This window comes from Pseudomonas sp. NCIMB 10586 (assembly GCF_023127895.1).
In the GTDB taxonomy this organism is placed as follows: Bacteria; Pseudomonadota; Gammaproteobacteria; order Pseudomonadales; family Pseudomonadaceae; genus Aquipseudomonas; species Aquipseudomonas synxantha_A.
This window is the reverse complement of the sequence record NZ_SPKQ01000037.1, coordinates 258,177-282,826: the sequence shown is the minus strand read 5'-3', so window position 1 is coordinate 282,826 and position 24,650 is coordinate 258,177. Positions and strand designations below refer to the sequence as shown.

Annotated in this window: 19 protein-coding genes; 2 read left to right on the top strand and 17 right to left on the bottom strand. The window is 60.5% G+C overall.

What is annotated here, in order from left to right; all coding sequences use genetic code 11:
• Nucleotides 1–32: 32 nt before the first annotated feature.
• On the top strand, nt 33–1,940 hold the full coding sequence (locus E4P01_RS14510; protein ID WP_216090620.1) for a methyl-accepting chemotaxis protein: 1,908 nt from the start codon (nt 33–35) through the stop codon (nt 1,938–1,940).
• 4 nt (nt 1,941–1,944) lie between these two features.
• Here E4P01_RS14510 and E4P01_RS14505 read toward each other — a convergent pair whose 3' ends face one another.
• The 8 genes from E4P01_RS14505 to pip all read right to left on the bottom strand — a co-directional run bounded on the left by E4P01_RS14505 (nt 1,945) and on the right by pip (nt 11,737).
• Nucleotides 1,945–2,679: an amino acid ABC transporter ATP-binding protein gene (locus E4P01_RS14505; RefSeq protein WP_078820076.1), complete on the bottom strand. Its 735-nt coding sequence runs from the start codon at nt 2,677–2,679 to the stop codon at nt 1,945–1,947.
• Nucleotides 2,672–3,631: an amino acid ABC transporter permease gene (locus E4P01_RS14500; protein WP_005783980.1), complete on the bottom strand. Its 960-nt coding sequence runs from the start codon at nt 3,629–3,631 to the stop codon at nt 2,672–2,674. Before E4P01_RS14500 ends, E4P01_RS14505 begins: the two co-directional genes overlap by 8 nt.
• 129 nt (nt 3,632–3,760) lie before the next feature.
• On the bottom strand, nt 3,761–4,558 hold the full coding sequence (locus tag E4P01_RS14495; RefSeq protein ID WP_005783978.1) for a transporter substrate-binding domain-containing protein: 798 nt from the start codon (nt 4,556–4,558) through the stop codon (nt 3,761–3,763).
• A gap of 219 nt (nt 4,559–4,777) precedes the next feature.
• Nucleotides 4,778–5,578, bottom strand: coding sequence for a transporter substrate-binding domain-containing protein (locus tag E4P01_RS14490; RefSeq protein ID WP_032878330.1), 801 nt, complete (start codon nt 5,576–5,578; stop codon nt 4,778–4,780).
• A gap of 187 nt (nt 5,579–5,765) precedes the next feature.
• Entirely contained in the window at nt 5,766–8,336 is a 2,571-nt protein-coding gene (gene mdoH / locus E4P01_RS14485; protein WP_005783974.1) for a glucans biosynthesis glucosyltransferase MdoH, read from the bottom strand.
• Nucleotides 8,329–10,065, bottom strand: coding sequence for a glucan biosynthesis protein G (locus E4P01_RS14480; RefSeq protein WP_032881138.1), 1,737 nt, complete (start codon nt 10,063–10,065; stop codon nt 8,329–8,331). The genes mdoH and E4P01_RS14480 overlap by 8 nt, the downstream gene beginning before the upstream one ends.
• Nucleotides 10,066–10,331: 266 nt before the next feature.
• Nucleotides 10,332–10,769 (bottom strand): D-aminoacyl-tRNA deacylase, encoded by a 438-nt coding sequence (dtd, locus tag E4P01_RS14475; protein WP_005783971.1) that lies wholly within the window; start codon nt 10,767–10,769, stop codon nt 10,332–10,334.
• The gene (gene pip / locus E4P01_RS14470; RefSeq protein WP_005783969.1) at nt 10,766–11,737 is read right to left on the bottom strand and encodes a prolyl aminopeptidase; all 972 of its coding nucleotides are present in this window, start codon (nt 11,735–11,737) and stop codon (nt 10,766–10,768) included. Before pip ends, dtd begins: the two co-directional genes overlap by 4 nt.
• 290 nt (nt 11,738–12,027) lie before the next feature.
• Between pip and E4P01_RS14465 the strand changes: the two genes are divergently transcribed.
• Nucleotides 12,028–13,413 carry a M10 family metallopeptidase C-terminal domain-containing protein gene (locus tag E4P01_RS14465; RefSeq protein WP_158254342.1) on the top strand — a complete coding sequence of 462 codons (1,386 nt, stop codon included), beginning with the start codon at nt 12,028–12,030 and terminating at the stop codon, nt 13,411–13,413.
• A gap of 140 nt (nt 13,414–13,553) precedes the next feature.
• Here E4P01_RS14465 and hutG read toward each other — a convergent pair whose 3' ends face one another.
• From hutG to E4P01_RS14420, 9 genes are all read right to left on the bottom strand, one after another.
• On the bottom strand, nt 13,554–14,354 hold the full coding sequence (gene hutG / locus E4P01_RS14460) for an N-formylglutamate deformylase (protein WP_103733949.1): 801 nt from the start codon (nt 14,352–14,354) through the stop codon (nt 13,554–13,556).
• A gap of 11 nt (nt 14,355–14,365) precedes the next feature.
• The gene (gene hutI, locus E4P01_RS14455) at nt 14,366–15,571 is read right to left on the bottom strand and encodes an imidazolonepropionase (RefSeq protein ID WP_032878334.1); all 1,206 of its coding nucleotides are present in this window, start codon (nt 15,569–15,571) and stop codon (nt 14,366–14,368) included.
• Between the two features lie 15 nt (nt 15,572–15,586).
• The gene (locus E4P01_RS14450) at nt 15,587–16,996 is read right to left on the bottom strand and encodes an amino acid permease (RefSeq protein WP_032878336.1); all 1,410 of its coding nucleotides are present in this window, start codon (nt 16,994–16,996) and stop codon (nt 15,587–15,589) included.
• Nucleotides 16,997–17,154: 158 nt separating this feature from the next.
• A complete protein-coding gene (hutH, locus tag E4P01_RS14445; RefSeq protein WP_032878337.1) occupies nt 17,155–18,687 on the bottom strand; it encodes a histidine ammonia-lyase in 1,533 nt (510 codons plus the stop codon).
• 32 nt (nt 18,688–18,719) lie between these two features.
• Nucleotides 18,720–20,228, bottom strand: a complete 1,509-nt coding sequence (gene hutH / locus E4P01_RS14440; protein ID WP_032878339.1) for a histidine ammonia-lyase — start codon at nt 20,226–20,228, stop codon at nt 18,720–18,722.
• Between the two features lie 121 nt (nt 20,229–20,349).
• A complete protein-coding gene (locus E4P01_RS14435) occupies nt 20,350–21,174 on the bottom strand; it encodes a glycine betaine/L-proline ABC transporter ATP-binding protein (protein WP_050549364.1) in 825 nt (274 codons plus the stop codon).
• On the bottom strand, nt 21,171–22,022 hold the full coding sequence (locus E4P01_RS14430; RefSeq protein ID WP_032878340.1) for a proline/glycine betaine ABC transporter permease: 852 nt from the start codon (nt 22,020–22,022) through the stop codon (nt 21,171–21,173). Before E4P01_RS14430 ends, E4P01_RS14435 begins: the two co-directional genes overlap by 4 nt.
• A 71-nt stretch (nt 22,023–22,093) precedes the next feature.
• Nucleotides 22,094–23,059 (bottom strand): ABC transporter substrate-binding protein, encoded by a 966-nt coding sequence (locus E4P01_RS14425; RefSeq protein ID WP_216090619.1) that lies wholly within the window; start codon nt 23,057–23,059, stop codon nt 22,094–22,096.
• 69 nt (nt 23,060–23,128) lie between these two features.
• Complete coding sequence (locus E4P01_RS14420) at nt 23,129–24,574, bottom strand: cytosine permease (protein ID WP_216090618.1); 1,446 nt, start codon at nt 24,572–24,574, stop codon at nt 23,129–23,131.
• Between the last annotated feature and the right edge of the window lie 76 nt (nt 24,575–24,650).

Genomic DNA, 24,650 nt, shown 5'->3' with positions numbered 1-24,650 from the left:
AGACGCTTTCTCTTTGCTGATGGAGGTGCATCATGTTTCGACCACTGACCCGCGTATTGGGCAATACCAGCGTCACCCTCAAGCTTATCCTTGGCTTCGGCCTGGTGCTGGCACTGTGCATGGCTGTCGCCCTGACGGGATGGCAGGCACTGAACGACTCGCTCTTTCGTGCACAAACCTTGACCACCCTTTCTCGATTGGCCGTGGCCGGTGAAGAGCTACGCGCCGAACGGATTGTGTACCGCACCCTCAATGAACCGACGAACTTCGACAAGATCGGCCGGCACATGGAAAAAATCGACGGTTACCTGGTCGAGTTGGCGGATCGCCTGAAAATCCAGGCACATCTGCAGCAAGTCCAAGACTCCAGTCGCCTCAGCGCGCGCTTCAAGACCGCACTGGGCGGGCTACCCACCTTGATGCAACAACGTGAGCAAGCGCAGAAGGGGCTCACCAGCAGTTCTGTGGCGGCCAGCGACACCCTTGGACAATTTTCCAGTGACTTGCCCGACCAGAACGATGAGAAAGCCTTGGATAGCGTGGAAAACCTGCGCCTGGCGTTGGAAAAAGCCGAAGACCGCGCCAAGGCACCGGCATGGGCCGCAGACACACTGCAGATTTACACCCAAGGCGTGGACGACGCGCTCAAGGCCCTCGACGGTGCTCAGTCTGCCGTGACGGCTTTACCGGTCGACAGCACCGCTCTGAATAGCGCCCTGCTCGACTATCGCGCCCAACTCAACCGCGTCAAGGACGCGCAGGTCACTGTTGAAAACACCCAGAATCAACTGGAGCAGTGGCTGGACCAGTTACTCTCGCAAAGCGACCGCCTGAGCGAGGAACAGACCCTGCAACGCGATAAAGAAGCAGACTTGGCTCGCCTGATGTTGCTCTACGTGACAGGCGCAGCGCTGCTGCTCGGGGCCCTCGCCGCCTGGCTGATCGCCGGCCAGATCGTGCGGCCGTTGCGCCAGGCGCTGCTGACAGCCAACCGCATCGCCGAGGGCGACCTGAGCCACGATATCACTACCTCGCGGCGCGACGAACTGGGCCAATTGCAACGCAGCATCGGCCAGATGACGCTCAACCTGCGCGCCCTGATCGGCGGTATCAACGACAGCGCCCGCCAGATCGCAAGCGCCGCCGAGCAACTGTCCGCCGTCACCGAGCAAACCCGCGCCGGGGTCAATGGCCAGAAACTGGAAACCGAGCAAGTCGCCGCCGCCATGAACGAAATGCTCGCTACCTCCCAAGAGGTCGCTCGTCATGCAGAGCAAGCCTCGATTGCCGCCACTGAGGCTGATCAACAAGCGGGGGTGGGCGACCAGGTGGTGGCCGAAGCGATTACCCATATCGAACATCTGGCCGAGCAGATGAACCGCTCGAGCCTGGCGATGCAAGGCTTGCAACAGGAAAGCCAGAAGATCGGCAGCGTGCTGGAGGTGATCAAATCGGTGTCCGAGCAAACCAACCTGCTGGCCCTTAACGCCGCTATCGAAGCGGCACGCGCGGGTGAAGCCGGTCGCGGTTTCGCTGTAGTGGCCGACGAAGTACGCACCCTGGCCCAGCGCACCCAGCAATCAGCCGAGGAAATCGAGGTATTGATCGAGGGTTTGCAGCGTGGCACGCAACACACCGCCGATATCCTGGACAACAGCCTCAGCCTGACCGACAACAGCGTGGAGCTGACGCGCCGCGCAGGCGCAGCCCTTGCCAACATCACCCGTACGGTATCGGTGATTCAGGAGATGAACCCGCAGATTGCCGCAGCAGCCGAGGAGCAAAGCGCGGTGGCCGAAGAGATCAACCGCAGCGTACTGAAGGTCAAGGATGCGTCGGAACAAACCTCGACCGCCAGTGAGCAGACGGCGGCGGCCAGCATCGAGCTGGCGCGCCTGGGCACAGACCTGGCGCGCTCGGTAGGCCGGTTCAAGGTCTGAGCAGTTACAACACCTGGCGCAGGAAGGCTTGAGCCCGCGGGTCCTGGGGGGCTGCAAAGAAGGCTGCGGGCGCGGCATCTTCGAGCAGTTTGCCATGGTCGAAGAACAGCACCCGGTCCGCCACTTCGCGAGCAAAGCCCATCTCGTGGGTCACGCAGACCATGGTCATGCCTTCCAGGGCCAGGGTCTTCATGACGTCGAGGACTTCGCCAACCATTTCCGGGTCGAGCGCCGAGGTGGGCTCGTCAAACAGCATCACCTTGGGCTCCATGGCCAGCGCTCGGGCAATCGCGACCCGCTGCTGTTGGCCGCCAGACAGGCGCGATGGAAACTCATGGGCCTTCTGCGCGATACCCACCTTTTCCAACAGAGCCAGGGCCTTGGCCTCGCGCTCTTGCTTGCCGCGCTTGCGCACGACCTTTTGCGCCAGGCACAGGTTTTCCAGCACGGTCATGTGGGGGAACAGGTTGAAATGCTGAAACACCATGCCGACTTCACGGCGATAGGCGTTCACATCGGTTTTAGGATCGGCCAATTGCAGGCCATCAATGCTCACCGAGCCCGAGTCGAACTCCTCCAACCCATTGAGGCAGCGCAGGAAGGTGGACTTGCCGGAACCGGACGGGCCAATGACAACCAGCACTTCGCCCTTGGCCACCTGGGTGGTGACGTGATCAACCGCGCGTACCACATGCCCACGGGTGTTGAAGACTTTTACCAGATCGCGCACTTCAATCACTTTGGGCGAGCCTCCGCTCAAGCCGGCTGGCCATTTTCGACAGCGGCAGGTTGATCAGCAGGTACAGGCCTGCCACACAGAACAGGATCTCGAATGGCGAAAACGAGGTGGTGATCACTTCGCGGCCACTCTTGAGCAATTCGGTAATCGCGATCACCGACACCAGGGACGTGTCCTTGACCAGGCTGATAAATTGCCCGGCCAGGGGTGGCAGCACGCGCTTGAAGGCTTGCGGCAACACCACATGGCGCATCGACTGGCTGGCGCTCAAGCCCAAGGAACGCGCCGCTTCATCCTGGCCACGGGTGATAGACTGCACGCCGGCGCGGACGATTTCGGCCACGTAGGCGCCGGTGAACAACGACAGCGCGGCGATCCCGGCAAACTCCCGGGAGAGGTTGAGCACCGTGCCGATGAAGAAATAGAAAATGAAAATCTGCACCAGCAGCGGCGTACCGCGCACCAGTTCGACGTAGATCGTCGACAAATCCCGCAGGGTCGGGTTTTTGGAGAGCCGGCACAAACCGGTCGCCAAACCTATCGCCAAGCCCAGGATGCCGGACACCACCGACAGCCACAGCGTGGTCCACAAGCCCCACATCAGCGGCCCCAACGCCCACTGGCGGGTCACGCCGACCACATCGCCCTCAGCCACATCATCACCGCGCGCCACTTGCAGGCTGTTGTCGGCAACCGTGAGCTTTTGCTCGGCCCCCGCGTCGTTGCGCAGGGTGACTTCGGCCACATCGCCTTTGCGCACCAACTCGACCACGGTGGAAATATCCGCGGCGCGCTGGGAGGTTTCGGCTTGATAGGCGAAGTATTGCGGCACGCGGTTCCAGCGCCACTCGTAGGACATCAACGAAGTGGCGTAGTACAAGGCGCCAGCCAGGCCGACCAGCACGACCACCGTCAGCAGGTGCCAGGGCCATTGGGCTTTTTTCTGTTTCATTTCACTTTCCGGATATGTGTTGCCTGATAGGCCGCCATCGAGGGCAAGCCCCCTCCCACATTTGATGTGTAAATACAGTCAAATGTGGGAGCTGGCTTGCCTGCGATGCAGGCAACTCGGTGTCAGGCCTTATTCCATGTCCTTGAGCCACTCGGAGCTCTTGAACCACTTGTCATGGATACGATCGTAGGTGCCGTCGTTACGGATCTGGTGCAGGAAGTTATTGATGAAGTTGATGCTGTCGTAATCGCCTTTCTTCAAACCGAACGCCAGGGGTTCAAAGGTGAAGGGTTCTTCCAGGAACACCAGCTTGCCGTTGCCGACTTTCTTCTCGGCTACTACGTTATACGGTGCGTCATAGACGAAGGCGTCAGCCTTGCCGTTGACCACATCCAGCACGCCTTCCTGCTCGTTGTCGTAGCCGTGGTACTTGGCCTTGGAAATCAGCTTTTTGGCGACCATCTCACCGGTGGTGCCGAGCTTGGAGGTCAGACGGTATTTCTCATCGTTCAGGTCTTTGTAGGACTTGATGGTGCCTTCCAGGTCCTTGCGGATCAGCAGGGTCTGGCCGACCACGATGAAGGGTTCGCTGAAGTTCAGGCGCAGGTTGCGCTCCTGGGTCAGGGTCATGCCGCTGCCGATCATGTCGAACTTGCCGGTCAGGAAGGCCGGGATGATGCCGTCATAACCGGTGGACACCAGCTCCAGCTTGACCCCCATGGACTTGGCCATGGCCTTGAGGATGTCGACTTCGAAGCCGATGATTTCACCGCGCTTGTCAGTCATTTCGAACGGCATGTAGGTCGGGTCCATGCCGACTTTCAACGTGCCGCGCTTGACCGCATCGTCGATGGCACCGGCCTGGGCCGCAGTGGCAGCGACCATCGCGGTGACGCCGAGCATCAGCATCGAAAGATACTTTTTCATCTTCAAGACCCCTGAACGATTCTTATAAGGTCGGCGCACAAAAGGGCTGCGCCATTTCGGGATGCGATCCTAACCCACTCGTTGTCCGTCACAAAGGTTTCAGCGGTAAATGTTATCGGCGTATGTCGTAAAAGTCCTACGGCGGCGCAGTCAAGCGCAGGGGTAGACGCGTCTACGCAGCCCCTCGACAATTGATTGATATGTAAGTAGTTATGACGATCACTCAATCTCTGCCATCCAGGCCGTGTCCCTGAACCACTTGTCATGCAGGTGATCGTAGGAGCCATCCTGAGCGATCTGGTTGAGAAAGTGATTGATCCAGTTGAGGCTGTCGTAATCACCCTTTTTCAAACCAAACGCCAGGGGCTCAAAGGTGAAGGGTTGTTCCAGTGTCAACAAGGCGCTGTTCTGCGGCCGGCTCATCGCGATCAGGTTGTAGGGCGCATCATGGATAAACGCATCGAACTTGCCTTCCACGACCTGCCGCACACCGTCTTCCGGGGTCGTCACCGTGCTCAGTTGAGCAGCCCCCAGAAAACGCTGGGCTGCTGCCTCTCCGGTCGTGCCCTGGATAGTCACCACCCGGTAGCTGGCGTCGTCCAGCTCTTCGATGCTGGAAACGATGCCGGCCAGGCGGGGGTGCAGCAGCACGGTCTGACCCACCACAATGAAAGAGTCGCTGAAGTTGAGCTTCAGGTTGCGCTCTTGGGTGACGGTCATGCCACTGCCAATCAGGTCGAATTTCTTCGCCATCAACCCCGGTACCAAATCCGTATAGGGCACCGCAATCAGCTCAAGTTCCACGCCCAGTGCACGGCTCATGGCGCGGAGCAAGTCAATTTCAAAACCGACGATGCGCCCCTGCTTATCGAGCATCTCGAAGGGCACGTAATTGGGCGTGGTCCCCACCTTCAACACGCCGCGACGAACAGCATCGTCCAGGGCGCCCGCACTCAGCAGACCCGCGTAAGCCCATAGGAAAACGCTAACCAGCAATACCGAACAATACCTTTTGATCATGAATGCCCCCGTGGCGAGTCAAATTTTGGGGGGCGATGCTAACCCAGCGACAGGCACGACAATACGCCTCGATCAAAGGTCTTTTGTTTCGAAATAACAAGGAGTTAGGGATAAAAGGAAGCGACTGTAAACGCTGTAGGACCAGCGTCTGCAGCGCCCCCGAGGCGAGCCCTCGGGGGCGTCTGAATCAGGCCGGTTGGGCCTGCGGCGACTGCGGTTGCAGAGGCAGCAATGGCGCGTGCGGATCTGCCTTGATCGAAGCACGCCAGGCACCGAGCCACTCGGCATGACCTTCGTTCCAGACCTGCTCATGCAGGCGAGCCAGGGCTACCGGGTCGCTGAGCAGGGCCAGGCGTTCGCTGTTGTTGAGGCCGGCAGGCCCGACTTTCAACGCATGGCGAACGCGCTCCATGCGCAGGTACTCGATCGGCTCGGCCTCACGGTGACGCGAGGTCGCCAAGGCACAGGCCAGGGCGTTCTGCTGCGGGTCGACCACCGAACGCACGAAACCGTCATTGAGGGCGTGCCAACGGTTTTCGTGGGTGTACTTCTCGGTCGACAGCAGCGCTTGCGGCGGATTGTACTCCTCGGGGATCAGGAACAGGCTCTCGTCACGGGACTTGAGGCCCAGCTTGACCCGGCTGGAAATCACCGACACCGGAATCGACAGCATCAGCGAGCCGACAATCGGCACCAGCCACCACAGGAAACTTGGGTTCAACCACACCACCAACAGCGCCCACAGGAAGCCGAGGATAGTTTGCGGGCCGTGACGCTTGACCGCTTCACTCCAAGGCGTGGAGTCGTCGTCACGCTGCGGCGAGTTCCAGGTGGCAGCCCAACCGAGGAAAGCGGCGAGGACGAAACGGGTGTGGAAAATCATCCGCACCGGCGCCAGCAGCATGGAGAACAGCATCTCCAGCAGCATCGACAAGGTCACCTTGAACTTGCCGCCGAACTCCTTGGCACCCTTGGCCCAGATCAGGATGATGCTGAGCAGCTTGGGCAGGAACAACAGCACGATGGTGGTGGAGAACAGCGCCACCGCCTTGTCCGGGTGCCATTGTGGCCATAGTGGGTACAACTGGCGCGGCGCCATGAAGTACTGCGGCTCCATCAGGGTGTTCACCGCCAGCAACGCCGTGGACAACACCAGGAAGAAGAACCACAACGGCGCCGACAGGTAGGACATCACGCCGGTCAGGAACACCGCACGGTGCACCGGGTGCATGCCTTTAACCAGGAACAGGCGGAAGTTCATCAGGTTACCGTGGCACCAGCGACGGTCACGCTTGAGTTCGTCCAGCAGGTTCGGCGGCAGTTCTTCGTAACTGCCCGGCAAGTCGTAGGCAATCCACACGCCCCAGCCGGCACGGCGCATCAGCGCGGCTTCAACGAAGTCGTGGGAAAGGATTGCACCGGCGAATGCGCCCTTACCTGGCAACGGCGCCAGGGCGCAGTGTTCGATAAACGGTTTCATGCGGATAATGGCGTTGTGACCCCAATAGTGGGATTCACCCAACTGCCAGAAGTGCAGGCCGGCGGTAAACAATGGGCCGTATACGCGGGTAGCGAACTGCTGCATACGCGCATACAGGGTGTCCATGCCCGACGCCCGCGGCGCGGTCTGGATAATCCCCGCATCCGGCGTGGCTTCCATCAGGCGTACCAGGCTGGTCAGGCATTCGCCGCTCATCACTGAGTCCGCGTCGAGAACGACCATGTATTTGTAGTCGCCACCCCAGCGACGGCAGAAGTCGTCGAGGTTGCCGCTCTTGCGCTTTACACGACGGCGGCGGCGGCGATAGAAGATCTTGCCAAAGCCGCCAGCTTCGCGGCACACGTCGAGCCAGGCTTGCTGTTCGGCGATGCAGATGTCGGCGTCGTTACTGTCGCTGAGCACAAAGAAATCGAAGCGATCCAGGTCACCGGTGGCGGCTACCGATTCGAACGTGGCACGCAAACCTGCGAATACCCGCGGCACGTCTTCGTTGCAGATCGGCATTACCAGTGCGGTGCGCGCATCCTTCGGAATTGGCTCGTTACCGGCACTTTTACCGGAGATGCGGTATTTATCGTGACCGGTCAGCAGCTCCAGGAAGCCCATGAGTGCGGTCCAGAAACCGGCCGAGACCCAGCAGAACAGAATCCCGAACATGATCAGGATGCTGGTTTGCAGCGCGTAAGGCATTACCTGAGTGGCGGTTTGCAGCAGGGTCTGGTTGCGGATTTCATCGAAGTCGACCAGCGACCAGCCCTGGTACGGCATGATGCCTTTCATGTACCAGCCGGCGACAATGGTCTGGCCCAGCATCAACACCAGCAGGATATAGCGACGGATCGAACCCACGGTACGCCAGCGGGCAGCGGGCAGTACGCGCTCATCCTTGGGTGGCTTGGGCGGGTTGGTGCGACCCGTCATCCGGCGCCAGCCGCGCACCAGGATGTTGGTGCGCCAGGGCTCGGGCACCACTTTGGTCCGGCGGATCGGCGGCGTGGCTTTAAGGCACACGCGACCGCTGGCGTCGAGCGCCAGCATCTCGGCGTCTTGCAGCTCTTCGGCGCTGTTGAGGGTCAAGCGACGGCCGACCGAAGCCTGGGCGGCCTCAGTCGGCGCGTCGAAAGTCGACGACGACAAGCGTTCGTGCAATTCGCTGAACGAGTTGCAGCCCGCCAGCTCGGCGCGCTGCTCAGCGGTCAACGGGAGGTGCGCCAGATACTCGCTCAGAGTCTCTGGCCGGACATTTGAATTACTCATCGGCAGGCAACTGATAGCTCCAGGTTTCGGTCAGGACTTGTTCGGTCTTGGCCGGCTCCGGTGTGGCTGGGGCAGCTTCTGGCTGCGGGTCTTGCTTGTCTTTTGCGTCTTTCTTGGCCTGTTTCTCGTGCTGCTTGGCCAGGACTTTGTCAGCCTTCAACACGTGATTGGAAACCGGCTCAGGCGCTGGTTGCACCACATCCTGCACCAGTGCCGCACGCATTTCGGTCGGTTTGCCTGCGTCCTTGATCTTCATACGCAGGGTCAGGCGCCAGCCTTTGGTGTGTTCGTTGTAGCGCACACTGTTTTCAACCAGTTCGGCGTTGTCGCCCACGCTCACCTGGCTGCGCACCGGGGCGTCCGGCAGCAGTTTCTTCAGGGCTGGGCCCTCGAAGTCCACCAGGTAGGCCACGCTGCCATCGGGCTGACGGATCAGGTTGGATTGCTTCACGTCACCGGTAGAACGCAGGGTCTGCTTGACCCAGGCGCTGTCCGGCGAATGGAATGCAGCATCGTCCAGGGTCCAGTGCAGACGGTAGGCGATGTCCAGCGGCTTGCCGACTTCCGGCAGTTCGGCCGGGCTCCAGAACGCCACGATGTTGTCGTTGGTTTCATCGGCAGTCGGGATCTCTACCAGGTCAACGGAGCCTTTGCCCCAATCGCCTTCAGGTTCGATCCAGGCGCTTGGGCGCTTGTCGTAGTTGTCGTCCAGGTCTTCGTAGTGGCTGAAGTTGCGGCCACGTTGCAGCAGGCCGAAGCCACGCGGGTTCTCGACGCTGAAGTTGCTGACCGACAGGTGTTTAGGGTTGTTCAACGGGCGCCAGATCCACTCGCCATTGCCGGCGTGGATCGACAGGCCGCTGGAATCGTGGAGCTCGCGACGGTAGTTAAGCACCTTGGAAGGCTGGTTGGCGCCGAACAGGAACATCGAGGTCAACGGGGCAACCCCCAGCTTGCTGACCTTGTCGCGCAGGAACATCTGGGATTTCACATCGACCACGGTGTCAGTGCCGGGGCGCAGGATCAGGCGATAGGCACCGGTAGCGCGCGGCGAGTCCAGCAGGGCGAAGATCACCAGGTGCTTGTCGCCCGGCTTTGGTCGCTCGATCCAGAACTCGGTGAACCGTGGGAACTCTTCACCGGACGGCAGCGCGGTATCGATAGCCATGCCACGGGCAGACAGGCCATACACCTGGTCCTTGCCGACGACGCGGAAATAGCTCGCGCCGAGCATGGTCATGATTTCGTCTTGCTTGTCGGCCTTGTTGATCGGGAAAAGCACACGGAAACCGGCATAGCCCAGCTGTTCGGTGGCTTTGGGATCAAATTTCACGTCACCGAAATCGAAGCGAGTCGGGTCGTACTTGATTTCATGCACGCTGTCGGCGGTGACTTCATTGATTTTCACCGGCGTATCGAAATGCATACCCTGGTGATAGAAGGACAGCTTGAACGGGGTGTTCTGATCGGCCCACTCGGCTTTTTCGTTGCGGAAACGAATCTTCTGGTAGTCAGCGAATTTCATTTCGCGGAATTCGTTCGGCAGATTGCTGCGCGGAGCTTCGTATTTCTGCCCGGCCAGCTCTTTTGCCTTGGCCGACACATCATCCAGACTGAATGCCCACAGTTGACCCGCGCCGAACAGGCAAAACAGGGCAGAGCCCGTTACCAGTGCGTTTCGTAACCGTTTGGCAGACAATTTTGGTGCATTACAGGGACTAACAATCACGAGCAACCCTCGCCGAAAACAGATCAAAAAACCAACGGCCAGCTATCTATATGCCAGGTTGGCGAGCAATGTTCCGACTCCCCCAAGGCAAAATGATTCCCCAAAGGCTATCGGACAAGGCTCTACCTAAGTCAAAAATGGACCAAACAACGCTGATCCCCGTAGCGCGCGATTATCTAGTAGCCCGCGAGACAACGCATCAGGGACAGCGAAGTATTTGTAGCGAAAACCTGCGTTTTTAGGCATTAAAGTCGTTTTTCATACATTCATGTCTGTAAGAGAAAGGTCACAGGGCCATCATTGACCAAATGCACCTGCATATCAGCGCCAAAACGCCCTGACGCCACCTTGCCATGCAATTGTTGCGCTTGTAACAACAAGTGCTCAAAAAGCGCCGCTCCCAAGGCCGGAGGGGCAGCGGTGGAGAAGCTTGGCCGCAGCCCGCTCTTCGTGTCCGCCGCCAGGGTGAACTGCGACACCAGCAGCAACCCGCCGCCGATATCCTTGAGCGAGAGGTTCATCTTGCCCTCGGCGTCACTGAACACCCGGTAGTTAAGCAGCTTGTGCAGCAGTTTGTCGGCGCTCTCGGGCGTATCTGTAGGTTCGACGGCGACCAGCACCAGCAAACCTTGGTCAATCGCCCCCACGACCTCACCGGCTACTTCGACGCGGGCGCCACGCACCCGCTGCAACAGGCCCTTCATGCTTCTTCAGGCGGCAGATCAAGCAGGCGCCGTGCCATCTCGCCGGTGGCGCGCACCAGCGCGTCGGTGATGCCCGGCTCAGACGCGGCATGGCCAGCCTCGCGAATCACCTGCAATTCACTGTTGGGCCAGGCCTGATGCAGCTCCCAGGCGTTATCCAGCGGGCAGATCATGTCGTAGCGACCATGGATGATGATCCCCGGCAGATGGGCGATCTTGTGCATATCGCGAATCAGCTGGTTGGGCTCCAGGAAGGAGTTGTTGGTGAAGTAATGGCACTCGATACGCGCAATGGACAGCGCGCGTTGCGGTTCGGAAAAACGCTCCACATGCTGCGGGCTCGGGCACAGGCCGAGCATGCGCCCTTCCCAACCCGACCAGGCTTTGGCCGCATGCATCTGGGCGATCTGGTCGTTGCCGGTGAGGCGCTTGTGGTAGGCGGCAATCATGTCGTGGCGTTCTTCCACCGGGATTGGCGCCAGGTAGTCCTGCCAGTAGTCCGGGAAAAGACGGCTCGCGCCCTCTTGGTAGAACCAGTGAATATCCTGCGGGCGGGCCAGGAAGATGCCGCGCACAATCAGGCCAAGCACACGCTCTGGATGGGTTTGTGCGTAGGCCAGGGCCAGGGTTGAACCCCAGGAGCCGCCGAACAGCACCCATTTGTCGATGCCCAGGTGCTCGCGGATGCGCTCAAGGTCGGCGACCAGATCCCAGGTGGTGTTGTTCTCAAGGTTGGCGCGGGGGGTGGAGCGCCCGCAGCCACGCTGGTCGAAGGTGACGATGTGGTAGAGGTTCGGATCGAAATAGCAGCGGCTCTGGGCGTCGCAACCGGCACCTGGCCCCCCGTGGATGAACACGACGGGCAAGCCCTCGGGAGAGCCACTTTCATCGACATACAGCGTGTGGGTGTCATCGACTGCCAGATCATGCCGGGCGTAGGGTTTGATCTGCGGGTACCAAGTCTGCATTGCGCGCTCCGTAGGGTGTCGGGTTCATCCCTGGGGGGACGTCTATTATTTTGCCGTCTCGCATCATAAACCCGAATTGTGCAATGAGCATGTCATTGAGCGCTTAGACCTGTGTCAGCCCTTCGCTGCTCAGGTAATGCAGCACGTTATCGTCGAGTTGCTGCAATTGCGTCACTGCCCTTTCCTACAAATCAGCGAGCAAGACATCTCACTACTGCGGAAAACTCTTAATTGCGACTGGATTCGACATCGCCAAGCTCAGAGCTCGCCAACTTTGAATAGAGAATCCCATGTCGATCAGCAGACTTCCCCCGCAAGGAAGTGCCACATATCAACAAGTTGAACAGTTCAGGCGTCGTGATGATCGTGGCGGGCACATCGAAATCAACGGCCTGAAGTCCAAGACCGCAGAGGAAGCCACTGCGCGACTGATAAGCCCGAATCCGATCTGGAAGGATAAGAACGGCGATGGCGTCATCACCATCACCTATTCATTTACCCCCGGCTCCGATAAACCTGAAGGGCAACATGACAGTTACCAAGGCGTGACTGATGTGTCCGAAGCAAACAAAGCCAAAACCCGCGAGGCACTCAAGCTCTGGGAAGATGTGACAAACGTGAAATTTGTAGAAGGGCCGAGAAATGAACAAAGCGAAGGTCATATCAACTTCGGCAACTTCAAAACCAGACTGAATGACAAAGGTCAGTACACCCCTTTCAACCCCCACGCCTTGCCGCCGACGAAAGACAGGCTAACGGCGCATGTCTGGACCACAGAAAAAGAAAGTGCAGGCCCGAGCGGCATGACGACTCTGATCCATGAAGTCGGCCACACGCTTGGCTTGAAGCATCCAGGAGGCAACTACGGAACAAAATATGAACAGCAAAAACTCGGTTATGTGGAAGATTCCCGTTCCCACACCATTATGAGCAAATACCAGCATGGCTCGGTTGCGAAGTCCCCCCTACAGGATGACATCACCGCCATACAGACCCGGTACGGTGTGAACCACAATACTCGCAAAGAGGACACCGTCTACGGCTTCAACTCCAACGCCAACCGAAACTTCCTCAAGCTCAAGTCCGACAAGGATGAGCTCAGAGGTACCCTTTGGGATAGCGGCGGCAACGACACACTGGATTTATCCGGCTATCAGAAAAACCAAAAGATCAACCTGACGCCTGGCACCTTCACCAATGCCAATGGCCGCGATCGAAACCTCTCTATTGCCCGGGGCGTCATCATCGAAAACGCGATTGGTGGCAAAGGCAATGACCTGATAATCGGTAACGACGCCGACAACATACTCAAGGGTGGTGATGGCGACGACATTATTGATGGTGGCAGAGGCGCGGATAAACTGTGGGGCGGAAAAGGTGCCGACACCTATGTTTATGGTAGTTGGACTGAATCGAACAGCGTGGATGGAACCGACGAAATCATGGATTTTGAAAGCGGCAAGGACAAGGTCGATGTGTCGGGCATACGCAGTAAAATCGGAGACGCCCCATTGCGATTTGTCGATGGCAAATCGGCGCAGATGCAAAAAGGCGACGCCTCCATATCCTACGACCCACACAAGAACATCAGCACACTGCGGGTCTTCGATGGCCAAGGTCAGCCACTGGAGGTGAAGGTGCACGGCGACCTGAAACAAAGCGATATTGTCCAGTGACGGTCAAACGCGCGTGCAACTCTTAGCAACACCGCCCGCCTCCTCAGCGCTGCTGTCGATTCCTGGCCGAGCCACCGATCACAGCGGTCATCCACAGGCCGGCAACGATCAGCAGGCGCGACTGGCTTGCGGTGGCGATTTCAGCCGTACTGCTTTTTCCCCCAGGCCAAACAACCTTGCAACAACTGCTTCAATACCTCCCGCGTCGGCTCAGCCAAATCCGCCCGATACCGAAACGGCTCAACCTCTTCCATATACGTGCATTGCCCCAACTCCAACTGCACCGCATGAATATCCTGCGCGGGGTTGCCGTAGTGACGGGTGATATGCCCGCCCTTGAAGCGCCCGTTCAACACATGGCTGTACCGCGGATGCCCGGCGCAGATGGCCTCCAGTTGGCTGGCCAACTCGGGATCACAGGCAGCGCCGTTGAAGGTGCCGAGGTTGAAGTCCGGCAGCTTGCCGTCGAACAGGTGCGGGATCACCGAGCGGATCGAGTGCGCATCGAACAGCAACGCGTAGCCGAATTCGGCCTTGAGCCGTGCCAGTTCCTCCTGCAGCGTGCGGTGATACGGGCCCCAAATCTTCTGCAAGTAACTGGCGCGCTCGGTCTCGTTCGGCTCCAGCCCCTCGCGGAACAAGGGCACACCATCGAACAGCGTCTCCGGGTACAGGCCAGTGGTAGCGCCGGCATAGAGCGGCTTGTTGTCGGAAGGCCGGTTCAAGTCGATGACAAACCGCGAGTACTCCGCCGCCAGGGTGCTGGCGCCCAGTTCTTCGGCAAAGTCATACAGCAGCGGAATATGCCAGTCGGTGTCCGGCAGGCTTTGCGCTTGGGGAATCAACCCGGCCTCGACCGCAGGCGTCAGGCGCACGCCGGCGTGGGGCATGCTGATCAGCAGCGGTACGCGGCCTTGTTTGAATGTCAGAACCTTATCCACAACACCACTCCTTACACAGTGACGTCGGCGCCGTGGCGCACAACGCGTTTATCCAGCTCGCCGCCCAGCCAGTAGGCCAGGTCAGCGGGGCGATCAATCTGCCAGGCGACAAAGTCAGCGACCTTGCCCGCTTCCAGGGAGCCATGGGTGTCGCCCATGCCCAACGCGGTGGCGGCGTGTTGCGTGGCACCGGCCAAGGCTTCTTCGGGAGTCATGCGGAACAGGGTGCAGGCCATGTTCAGCATCAGACGCACCGACAACGCAGGGGAAGTGCCGGGGTTGAGGTCGCTGGCGATGGCGATCTTCACGCCGTGCTTGCGCAGGGCCTCCATGGGCGGCAACTGGGTTTCGCGCAGGAAGTAAAAAGCGCCCGGCAGCAACACGGCGACCGTGCCGGCAGCGGCCATGGCGATGGCATCTTCTTCAGTCATGAACTCAAGATGGTCGGCCGACAACGCGTGATAGCGCGCCGCCAGGCTGGAACCGTGCAGCGATGAGAGTTGCTCGGCGTGCAGCTTTACCGGCAAGCCAAGCTGGTGGGCAACCTTGAACACGCGCTCGACCTGTTCGGGGGAAAACGCCAGGTATTCACAGAAGGCATCCACCGCATCCACCAGGCCCTCTGCGGCCAGCGCCGGCAGCATCTCATTGCAGATGTGCTCAATGTAGTCATCGGCGCGGTCCTTGTACTCCGGCGGCAGCGCGTGAGCGGCCAGGCACGTGGCGCGCACGCTGACCGGCAGCGCTTCACCCAGGCGCCGGGCCACGCGCAGCATCTTGCGCTCGTTGGGCAGATCCAGGCCGTAGCCGGACTTGATCTCCACGGTAGTCACGCCGTCACGCAAAAGGCTGCGCAGACGTTTTTCAGCGCTCAGGAACAATTGATCTTCCGTGGCTGCACGCGTGGCACGCACGGTACTGGCAATCCCGCCGCCCTTGGCCGCGATCTCGGCGTAGCTGACGCCTTCGAGGCGCTGCTCGAATTCGCCGCTGCGATTGCCACCAAACACGGTATGGGTGTGGCAGTCGATCAGCCCGGGGGTGACCCACGCGCCTTGCAGGTCATGCACCTGGGCGTAATCGGCCGTAGGTGCCTGGCTGCGCGGGCCGATCCACTCGATCAGCGAGCCCGCTGTCACCATGGCGGCATCCTCGATAATCGAGTATTTGCCTTGGGCCATGGTTGCGACGTGGCAGTGTTGCCAAAGGGTTTTCATCAACGCCTCCCTAAGTTATCGATGAGACAAAGCCTGTTCGTAATGGACCTTGGCCGCTTGCCCGGCAGCGGGCTTGACCCACAGCAGGTACGCGACGATCAGCAGCACGATCCACACAGCGCCGACCATCAAGGCCGCCTGGGTGTCCGGGAAGTAACCGAGCACACCAAACACAAACAGCATGAACACAATGGCCGCTGCCGGCGCATAGGGCCAGAACGGCACCGGGAATTTCAGTTCGGCGACCTGCTCCCTGGTCATCGAGCGACGCATGGCGACCTGGGTAAACAGGATCATCAGCCAGACCCACACGGTGGCAAAGGTGGCGATCGAAGCGATCAGCAGGAAGACGTTTTCCGGGATCAGGTAGTTGAGCACCACGCCGCCGAGCAACGCGGCGCCCATCACCACCACGGTCATCCACGGCACGCCTTGTTTGGACAGCTGCGCAAAGCCCTTGGGCGCCTGCCCTTGCTGGGCCAGGCCGTACATCATGCGACCGGCGCCGAAGATGTCACTGTTGATGGCCGAGACCGCCGCCGAGATCACCACGATATTGAGAATGGTCGCCGCCGAGCCTATCCCCAGGTTACTGAAGATCTGCACGAACGGGCTGCCCTGGCTGCCAATTTGCGGCCACGGGTAGATCGCCATCAGCACGAACAGGGTCAGCACGTAGAACAACAGGATACGCAGCGGTACCGCGTTGATCGCCTTGGGGATCACTCGCTGCGGGTCCTTGGCTTCACCGGCAGTGATGCCGATGATTTCGATACCGCCGAACGCAAACATCACCACCGCAAACGAGGCGATCAAGCCACCAATGCCGTTGGGCATGAAGCCGCCGTGCGCCCACAGGTTGCTCAGGCCGCTAGCCTGGGTTTCACCCGCCGAGTGAATGCCGAACAGCATGATGCCGAAACCGCCGAGGATCATCGCCACGATGGCACCGACCTTGAGCAACGACAGCCAGAACTCCATTTCGCCAAAGACCTTGACGTTGCACAGGTTCAGGCCGCCGATCAAAAACACGATGCCCAGCACCCAGACCCAACGGGCCACCTCGGGAAACCAGAAGCCCATGTAGATACCGAACGCGGTGACGTCGGCCAGGCAGACGATGATCATTTCAAAGGCGTAGGTCCAGCCGAGGATAAACCCCGCCATGGGCCCCAGGTAGGTGCTGGCGTAGTGGCCGAACGAGCCGGACACCGGGTTGTGCACGGCCATTTCACCGAGGGCGCGCATCACCATGAACACGGCGGCGCCGCCGATGAGGTAAGCCAGCAGTACGGCGGGGCCGGCCATCTGGATAGCGGAGGCAGAACCATAGAACAGCCCGGTGCCGATCGCGGAACCGAGTGCCATGAAGCGAATATGTCGGGCGTTGAGCCCGCGTTTCAAACCTTTTTCTGGCTGGTGCATTTCTCTTCCCTATTATTCTTATCCCGAGAAAATCTGAATCTGGCGAAAATCAATGTGGGAGCTGGCTTGCCTGCGATGGCGGACTTCCAGCCAGCCCATCTGGCGCAGACACACCGCTATCGCAGGCAAGCCAGCTCCCACATTGGGTACCGGGGTGCTTAAAGGCTCGGCAGCAACTTGGCCGGTACCAGCTCATTCAGGCAGCGGGTGGCGAGCAGTTCGCTGGCGGCGTTGATGTCTGGGGCGAAGAAGCGATCCTTGTCATAGAACGCCACCTTATCGCGCAGGATGCCGCGGGCTTTTTCAAGTTTCGGCGAGGTCTTCAGGCCGTCGCGCAAATCCAGGCCCTGGCACGCTGCCAGCCATTCCACCGCGAGGATGCCACGGGTGTTCTCGGCCATTTCCCACAGACGCTTGCCCGCAGCCGGGGCCATGGACACGTGGTCTTCCTGGTTCGCCGAGGTCGGCAGGCTGTCGACGCTATGGGGATGGGCCAGCGCCTTGTTCTCGCTGGCGAGCGCAGCAGCCGTCACCTGGGCAATCATGAAGCCGGAGTTCACCCCGCCATTGCCCACCAAAAACGGTGGCAGTTGCGACATGTGCTTGTCCATCATCAACGAGATGCGTCGCTCGCTCAGGGAGCCGATTTCGGCAATCGCCAGGGCCATGTTATCGGCGGCCATGGCCACCGGTTCGGCGTGGAAGTTGCCACCGGAAATCACATCGCCTTCGGCGGCAAATACCAGTGGGTTATCCGACACCGCGTTGGCTTCCACCACCAGCACTTCGGCAGCCTGGCGGAACTGGGTCAGGCAGGCGCCCATGACCTGTGGCTGGCAACGCAGGGAGTAAGGGTCTTGCACTTTGTCGCAGTTCTGGTGCGACTGCGAGACCTGGCTGCTTTCGCCCAGCAGGTCACGATAGGCCGCAGCCGCATCGACCTGCCCACGCTGGCCACGCGCCGCATGAATACGCGCATCGAACGGCGAGCGCGAACCCAGTACGGCTTCTACGGTGAGGCCGCCGCAGGCAAGGGCGCCGGCGAACAGGTCTTCACCTTCGAACAGGCCGCGCAATGCATAAGCGGTGGACACCTGGGTACCGTTGAGCAGGGCCAGGCCCTCTTTGGCGGCCAGGGTCAGCGGTGTGAGGCCAGCCACTTTCAGCGCTGCGGTCGCGTCCAGCCATTCGCCTTTGTAGCGCGCCTTGCCTTCGCCGAGCAGCACCAGGGACATATGCGCCAATGGCGCCAGGTCACCGGATGCACCGACCGAACCCTTGAGCGGAATGTGCGGGTACACCTGGGCGTTGATCAGCGCAATCAGCGCGTCGATCACCTGGCGACGGATCCCGGAGAAACCACGGCTCAGGCTGTTGACCTTGAGCACCATGACCAGCCGCACCAGCGCATCGCTGATCGGCTCACCGACGCCGGCAGCATGGGACAGCACCAGTGAACGCTGGAGGTTTTCCAGGTCTTCGCTGGCGATACGGGTCGAGGCCAGCAGGCCAAAACCGGTGTTGATGCCATAGGCGGTGCGGTTCTCGGCGAGGATCTGCTCCACGCAGGCAACGCTGGCTTCGATCTGGGCCGAGGCGCTGTCATCCAGGCTGAGGGTTACCGGCTGCTGGTAGATGGCACGCAGTTGGGCGAGGCTCAGTTGGCCTGGAATCAGGTTTAGCGCAGTCACATTCGTTCTCCTTGTGAATTATTCTTAAGTGTTCAGTGCAAATTCGGTAACGCAGTGTCTTTAAGCAACTGGGCAGCGGCGGCAATATCCGGCGCCAGCCAGCGGTCCTGCTCGTAAGCGGGGACCACTTCGCGCAGCAAGCGCCAGGCGTGGTCGGTACCGGCGCCCAAGCGCTGGTCCTTGAGGAACTCGAACGCCTGGGCCGCCAGCAAGTATTCGATGGCAAGAATCTGGGTGACGTTGGCCAATACCTGGTGCAGCTTGAGCGCGGCGTTGGTGCCCATGCTCAGGTGGTCTTCCTGCAGGCCCGAGGTGACGAAGTTGTCGAGCACCGCCGGTTGCGCCAACTGGCGGTTTTGCCCGCACAAGGACGCGGCGACGTACTGCACGATCATCATCCCGGAGTTGACCCCGGGGTTGCTGACCAGAAAGGCCGGCAAGCCGCTGACGTGCGGATTGATCAGGCGATCCAGGCGGCGCTCGGCCACCGAGCCGATTTCGGCCATGGCGATGGCGAGCATGTCGGCCGCCAGCGCCACGGACTGGCCGTGGGGGTTGGCCTGGGACACCACGCGGTAGCTGACCGGCGTGCCGAGCACCAAAGGGTTGTCGGTGGCGCTGTTGAGTTCGGTCTCGATCTGGCGCGTGGCGTGCTCCACCTGATCGCGGGCCGCGCCGTGGATCTGCGGGATCGAGCGAATGCTCAAGGCGTCCTGGGTGCGGATACCTTTGCTGCTGGCGATCACCTCACTGCCGTCGAGCAACGCACGCAGGTTGCTGCCCACTTGCTGCATACCCGGGTGCGGCTTGAGGGCGATGATTTCTTCGTCGAAGGCATCGATCTGGCCGCGCTGGGCTTCGAAACTCATGGCGCCGATCACGTCGGCCCATTGCAACAGGTGGTGCGCGTCGGCCAGGGCCAGGCAACTCAGGCCGGTCATGCACGGCGTGCCGTTGACCAGGCACAGGCCATCCTTGGCACCGAGTACCACGGGCTGCAAGCCTTCAGCCTGCAACGCGTATTGCGCCGTGACGATCCGGCCGCGGTAACTCACATTGCCGATGCCGAGCAAGGCCACACCGACATGGGCCATGTGGGTCAAATACCCCACCGAACCCTGGGATGGCACTTGCGGCGTGATGCCGTGATTGAGCAGCGCCAGCAACGCGTGCACCACCTGCGGGTGCAGGCCGGATTTACCGTGGCTGTAGTTGATGATTGCCGCGCACATGATCGCGCGGGTCTGCTCGTCGCTGAGCACCGGGCCGACGCCGCAGGCATGGCTGAGCAGCGTATTGCGCGACAGTTGGCTCAGTTGCCCGCCCTCAAGCGACACATTGCACAACGCGCCCAGGCCGGTGTTCACGCCATAGGCGCGCTCGCCGCTGGCGACGATGCGCTGCACGATGGCCTGGGCATTGTCGATGCGCGCCCAGGCGTGGCCCGAGAGTTCGAGCACTGCGCCGTGGCGAGCAACGGCGGCGACGTCCTGCCAGCGCATCGGGGCGTCGGCGATGATGATTTTGGTTGCCTGGGACATCGTTGACCTCTTCATATTCTCTAAACCTTTGGCGGCCTCATCGCGGGCAAGCCCGGCTCCCACATTTGAACTGTGTGAACCCAATCAAATGTGGGAGCTGGCTTGCCTGCGATGGCGTCCGTCAGACCACCGCCGCCCGCCGCTGAACAAACCGGTCCACATACTCATCCGCCGGCGAATGCAAAATCTCCCGCGGCGTGCCGACCTGGATCAACTTGCCGTCCTTGAGGATCGCAATGCGATTACCAATGCGCACGGCTTCGTCGAGGTCATGGGTGATAAACACGATGGTCTTGTGCAGGGTCTTTTGCAGCTCGAGCAACTGGTCCTGCATTTCGGCGCGGATCAGCGGGTCGAGGGCGCTGAAGGCTTCGTCCATCAGGATGATGTCGGTGTCTGCGGCCAAGGCGCGGGCCAGGCCCACTCGCTGGCGCATACCGCCGGAAAGCTGGTGTGGGTATTTGCTTTCGTAGCCCTTGAGCCCCACGGTTTCGATCCAGTGCAGGGCGCGCTCAGCGCATACCTGCTTGGTTTCACCGCGCACTTTGAGACCGTAGGCGACGTTGTCGAGCACGCTCTTGTGGGGCAACAGGCCGAAGCTCTGGAACACCATGCTGATCTTGTGGCGACGGAATTGGCGCAGGGCTTCCATGTCCAGTTGCAGGATGTCTTCGCCGTCCACCAGGATCGCGCCGCTGGTGGGATCGATCAGGCGGTTGAAGTGGCGCACCAGGGTGGACTTGCCGGAACCTGACAGGCCCATGATCACGAAGATCTCACCCGTGCCGATGCTCAGGGACAGATCGTTCACGCCGACCACGCAACCGGTCTCGGCCAGTACCTGGTCCTTGGTCTTGCCCTGGCCGACCATCGCCAGGGCGTCCTTGGAACGGGCGCCGAAGATCTTGAAGACGTTCTTTACTTCGATTTTGCTGACAGTCGTCATTTGCTCGCCTCATGCCGTGGGCGGCCATAAGCCTGGGTAATGCGGTCGATGACCACTGCGAGAATCACGATCGCCAGCCCGGCTTCCAGGCCACGGCCGACGTTGAGGGTCTGGATGCCGACGAGCACGTCTTCACCCAAGCCGCGGGCGCCGATCATCGAGGCGATTACCACCATCGACAGCGCCATCATGGTGGTCTGGTTGATCCCGGCCATGATGCTCGGCAGCGCCAGCGGCAGTTGCACGCCGAACAGTTGCTGCCAGCGGTTGGCGCCAAAGGCGTTGATGGCTTCCATGACCTCGCCATCGACCTGGCGAATGCCCAGGTCCGTCAGGCGAATCAGCGGCGGCGCGGCGTAGATCACCGTGGCGAAAATCGCCGGCACCTTGCCCAGGCCGAACAACATCAGCACCGGGATCAGGTACACGAAGCTGGGCATGGTCTGCATGATGTCCAGCAGCGGCATCAGCACCGAACGCAGGCGATTGCTGCGCGCCGACAGGATGCCCAGGGGAATGCCGATCAGCACCGAGATCACCGTGGCGACCATCATCAGTGCCAGGGTTTGCATCAGCTTGTCCCACAGGCCAACCGCGCCCACCAGGAACAGCAAACCGACGATCACCGCTGTGGTCACCAGCTTGCGCGTGGCGTGCCAGGCGATGCCCCCGACAATGGCCAGCATCAGCCACCAGGGCGCCATGCGGAGCAGGCCTTCCAGGTTGACGATGGCCCATAGCAGGGTGTCGGAGATGTGCCGGAACACATCGCCGTAGTTGGTGACCAGCGAGTCCACCCAACCGTTGACCCAGTCGGCGATGGAAAACGTAAAACTCTCAGGAAACATATCGTGCTCTCGATCCAGTGGGTTGTGGCCAGCCGCCCGGCCACCCCTGAGGGTAGCCGTGCACACTTGACCTACAAGGCCGCTTCGATTTTCTTGGCTACGTCGTCGCTCACCCAGGCGTGCCAGACTTCAGGATGTTCCTTGAGGAAAATTTTCGCCAGTTTCGGCGACTCGATTCGCTCCTTGGCCATGCGGCCGAGGTTCTGGTTGAGCAGGTCGATGGGCAGGTTGACCTTTTCCAGCACGGCCACCAGTTCTGGCGCTTGTTCGTGGAAGGTCTTGGACAGGCCGACCTTGATGCTTACGCTCTTATCCACGCCGGGCTTTTCTTCCAGCTTGACCAGGTCGACCTGGCCCATCAGCGGTGTCGGTGACCAGTAGTAGAACAGGATCGGTTCGCCGCGCTTGTAGCTCGACAGCACCGCCGCATCCAGCGCCGGGCCGGTGCCTGGGCGGAAGTTGGTGTAGGTGCTTTCCAGGCCGTAGCTCTTGAGCATTTCGCTGTTGTCCAGCTCACAGGTCCAGCCGGCCGGGCAGTTGTAGAAACGGCCCTTGGAGGGCTCTTCCTGGTCCTTGAACACCGAGGCGTATTTGGCCAGGTCGGCGATGTTTTTCAGGTCCGGGGCCTTGGCTTCCAGCTTGCGCTTGGCGTCGCCCTCGATCACATAACGCGGCACGTACCAGCCTTCCACCGCGCCGACCACCGGGGCACCTACACCGACGACTTTGCCGGCCTTCTCGGCCTTGTTCCAGACTTCGCTGCGGCCCACCCACTCTTCGGCGAACACCTGAATATCGTTGCTGCTCAAGGCGTTTTCCATGGTGATGGAATTGCCTGGCAGGCTGTCGGTTTTGCAGTCGTAGCCTTTTTCCAGCACGGTTTGCAGGATGTCGGTGAGCAACATGCCGCTTTCCCAATTCAGGCCGGCGAATTTCACCGGTTTGCCGGATTCGCACCAGCCGGCCGCCTGGGCGCCGGCACTCGCCAGCAAGCCCGCAGAGAGCAACGTAGTCAGCAGGGTCTTATGCATTTTCATTGTTGTGACGCTCCCAATCATGAAATGGATTACGGCAGTCAAAAGGCGTCCTGCCTTGTCCACGTCCCATCAGGCTTGTGCAGCCAGCCCGTCTGTTGTGGGTAAAGCGCCCTGCTCTGTCGGCAGGATCAGGTGATCGGGTACCGTGCCGTGCCATTTTTTCGCACACACGTAATAGAGGGCCGCGGGCAGCACCAGGCCGATGATCCAGGAAATATCCACGTCACCCAGCGCGGCCACCAAAGGGCCGGTGTAGAACTTGGTCGAGATGAACGGCAACTGCACCAGCACGCCGAAGACATAGACACTGATACCCAAGAGGTTCCAGCGGCCATAGCGACCGTTCGGGTCGGCCAGTGCCGGCACGTCATAGCGCTCGCGGGTGATGCAGTAGTAATCCACCAGGTTGATCGCGCTCCAGGGCGTGAAAAACGCCAGCAGGAACAGGATGAACGACTTGAATGCACCGAGAAACGAGTGCTGGCCGAGCAAGGCGATCAGGGTTGCCGTACCGACGATGGCGAGCACGAACACCAGGCGTTGCAGACGCGTAACCTCCAGGCGGCCACGGAAACCGCTGATAATGGTCGCGATGCACATGAAGCTGCCGTAGGAGTTGAGCGTGGAGATGGTGACCTTGCCGAACGCGATGCTGAAGTACAGCAGTGCAGCGGTGGCCCCCGTGCCGCTCAAGCCAACGATGTAGGCCACTTCATGCCCGGCAAATTGGCCGTTGGACATGGCCGCGGCGAACACGCCGAGCACCATTGCCACCTGCGCGCCGATGACCGAACCCGCGCCGGCGGCGAGAAAGGTTTTCACTGACGACGTGTTGCTCGGCAGATAACGCGAATAGTCCGCCACGTAGGGGCCGAAAGCGATCTGCCAGGAGGCCGCAAGCGACACGGCCAACAGAAAGCTGCTCCAGCTGAAGTGGCGGATTTGCAGGAGCGCGCCAACGTCGGTCTGGCTCATCAGGCGACTGAACAGATATACAAAGGCAATCACACCGATGATGCTGGCGACACGGCCGATGAAGTGGATCACCCGGTAACCCAGTACGGTGACCAGCACGATGACACTGGCGAAAATCAGAATACCTACGCTGTCGCTGACTCCGAACAATTGGCCCAGCGCCTGACCCGACAGCACGGTGCCGGTCGCGGTGAAACCCACGTACATCAAGCACACCAGCACGATCGGGATAGCCGCGCCATACACGCCGAACTGCACCCGGCTGGAGATCATCTGCGGCAAGCCGAGCTTGGGGCCTTGCGCCGCGTGCAGCGCCATGACGCCGCCGCCGATCAGTTGACCGATGAGCAGGCCGATCAACGACCAGAACACATCACCACCCAGCACCACGGCCAGGGCCCCGGTGACAATCGCGGTGATCTGCAGGTTGGCACCCATCCATAGGGTGAACTGGCTCAATAGACGACCGTGTCTTTCCGCTTCCGGGATGTAGTCGATCGAGCGCCTTTCGATCAACGGGGTAGTGTCGTTTGCAGCCATGTGGTTCAACCTCTGATGGATTGTCTTGGGGTTGCCGCCGATCCAATGTGGGAGGGGGCTTGCCCCCGATTGCGGT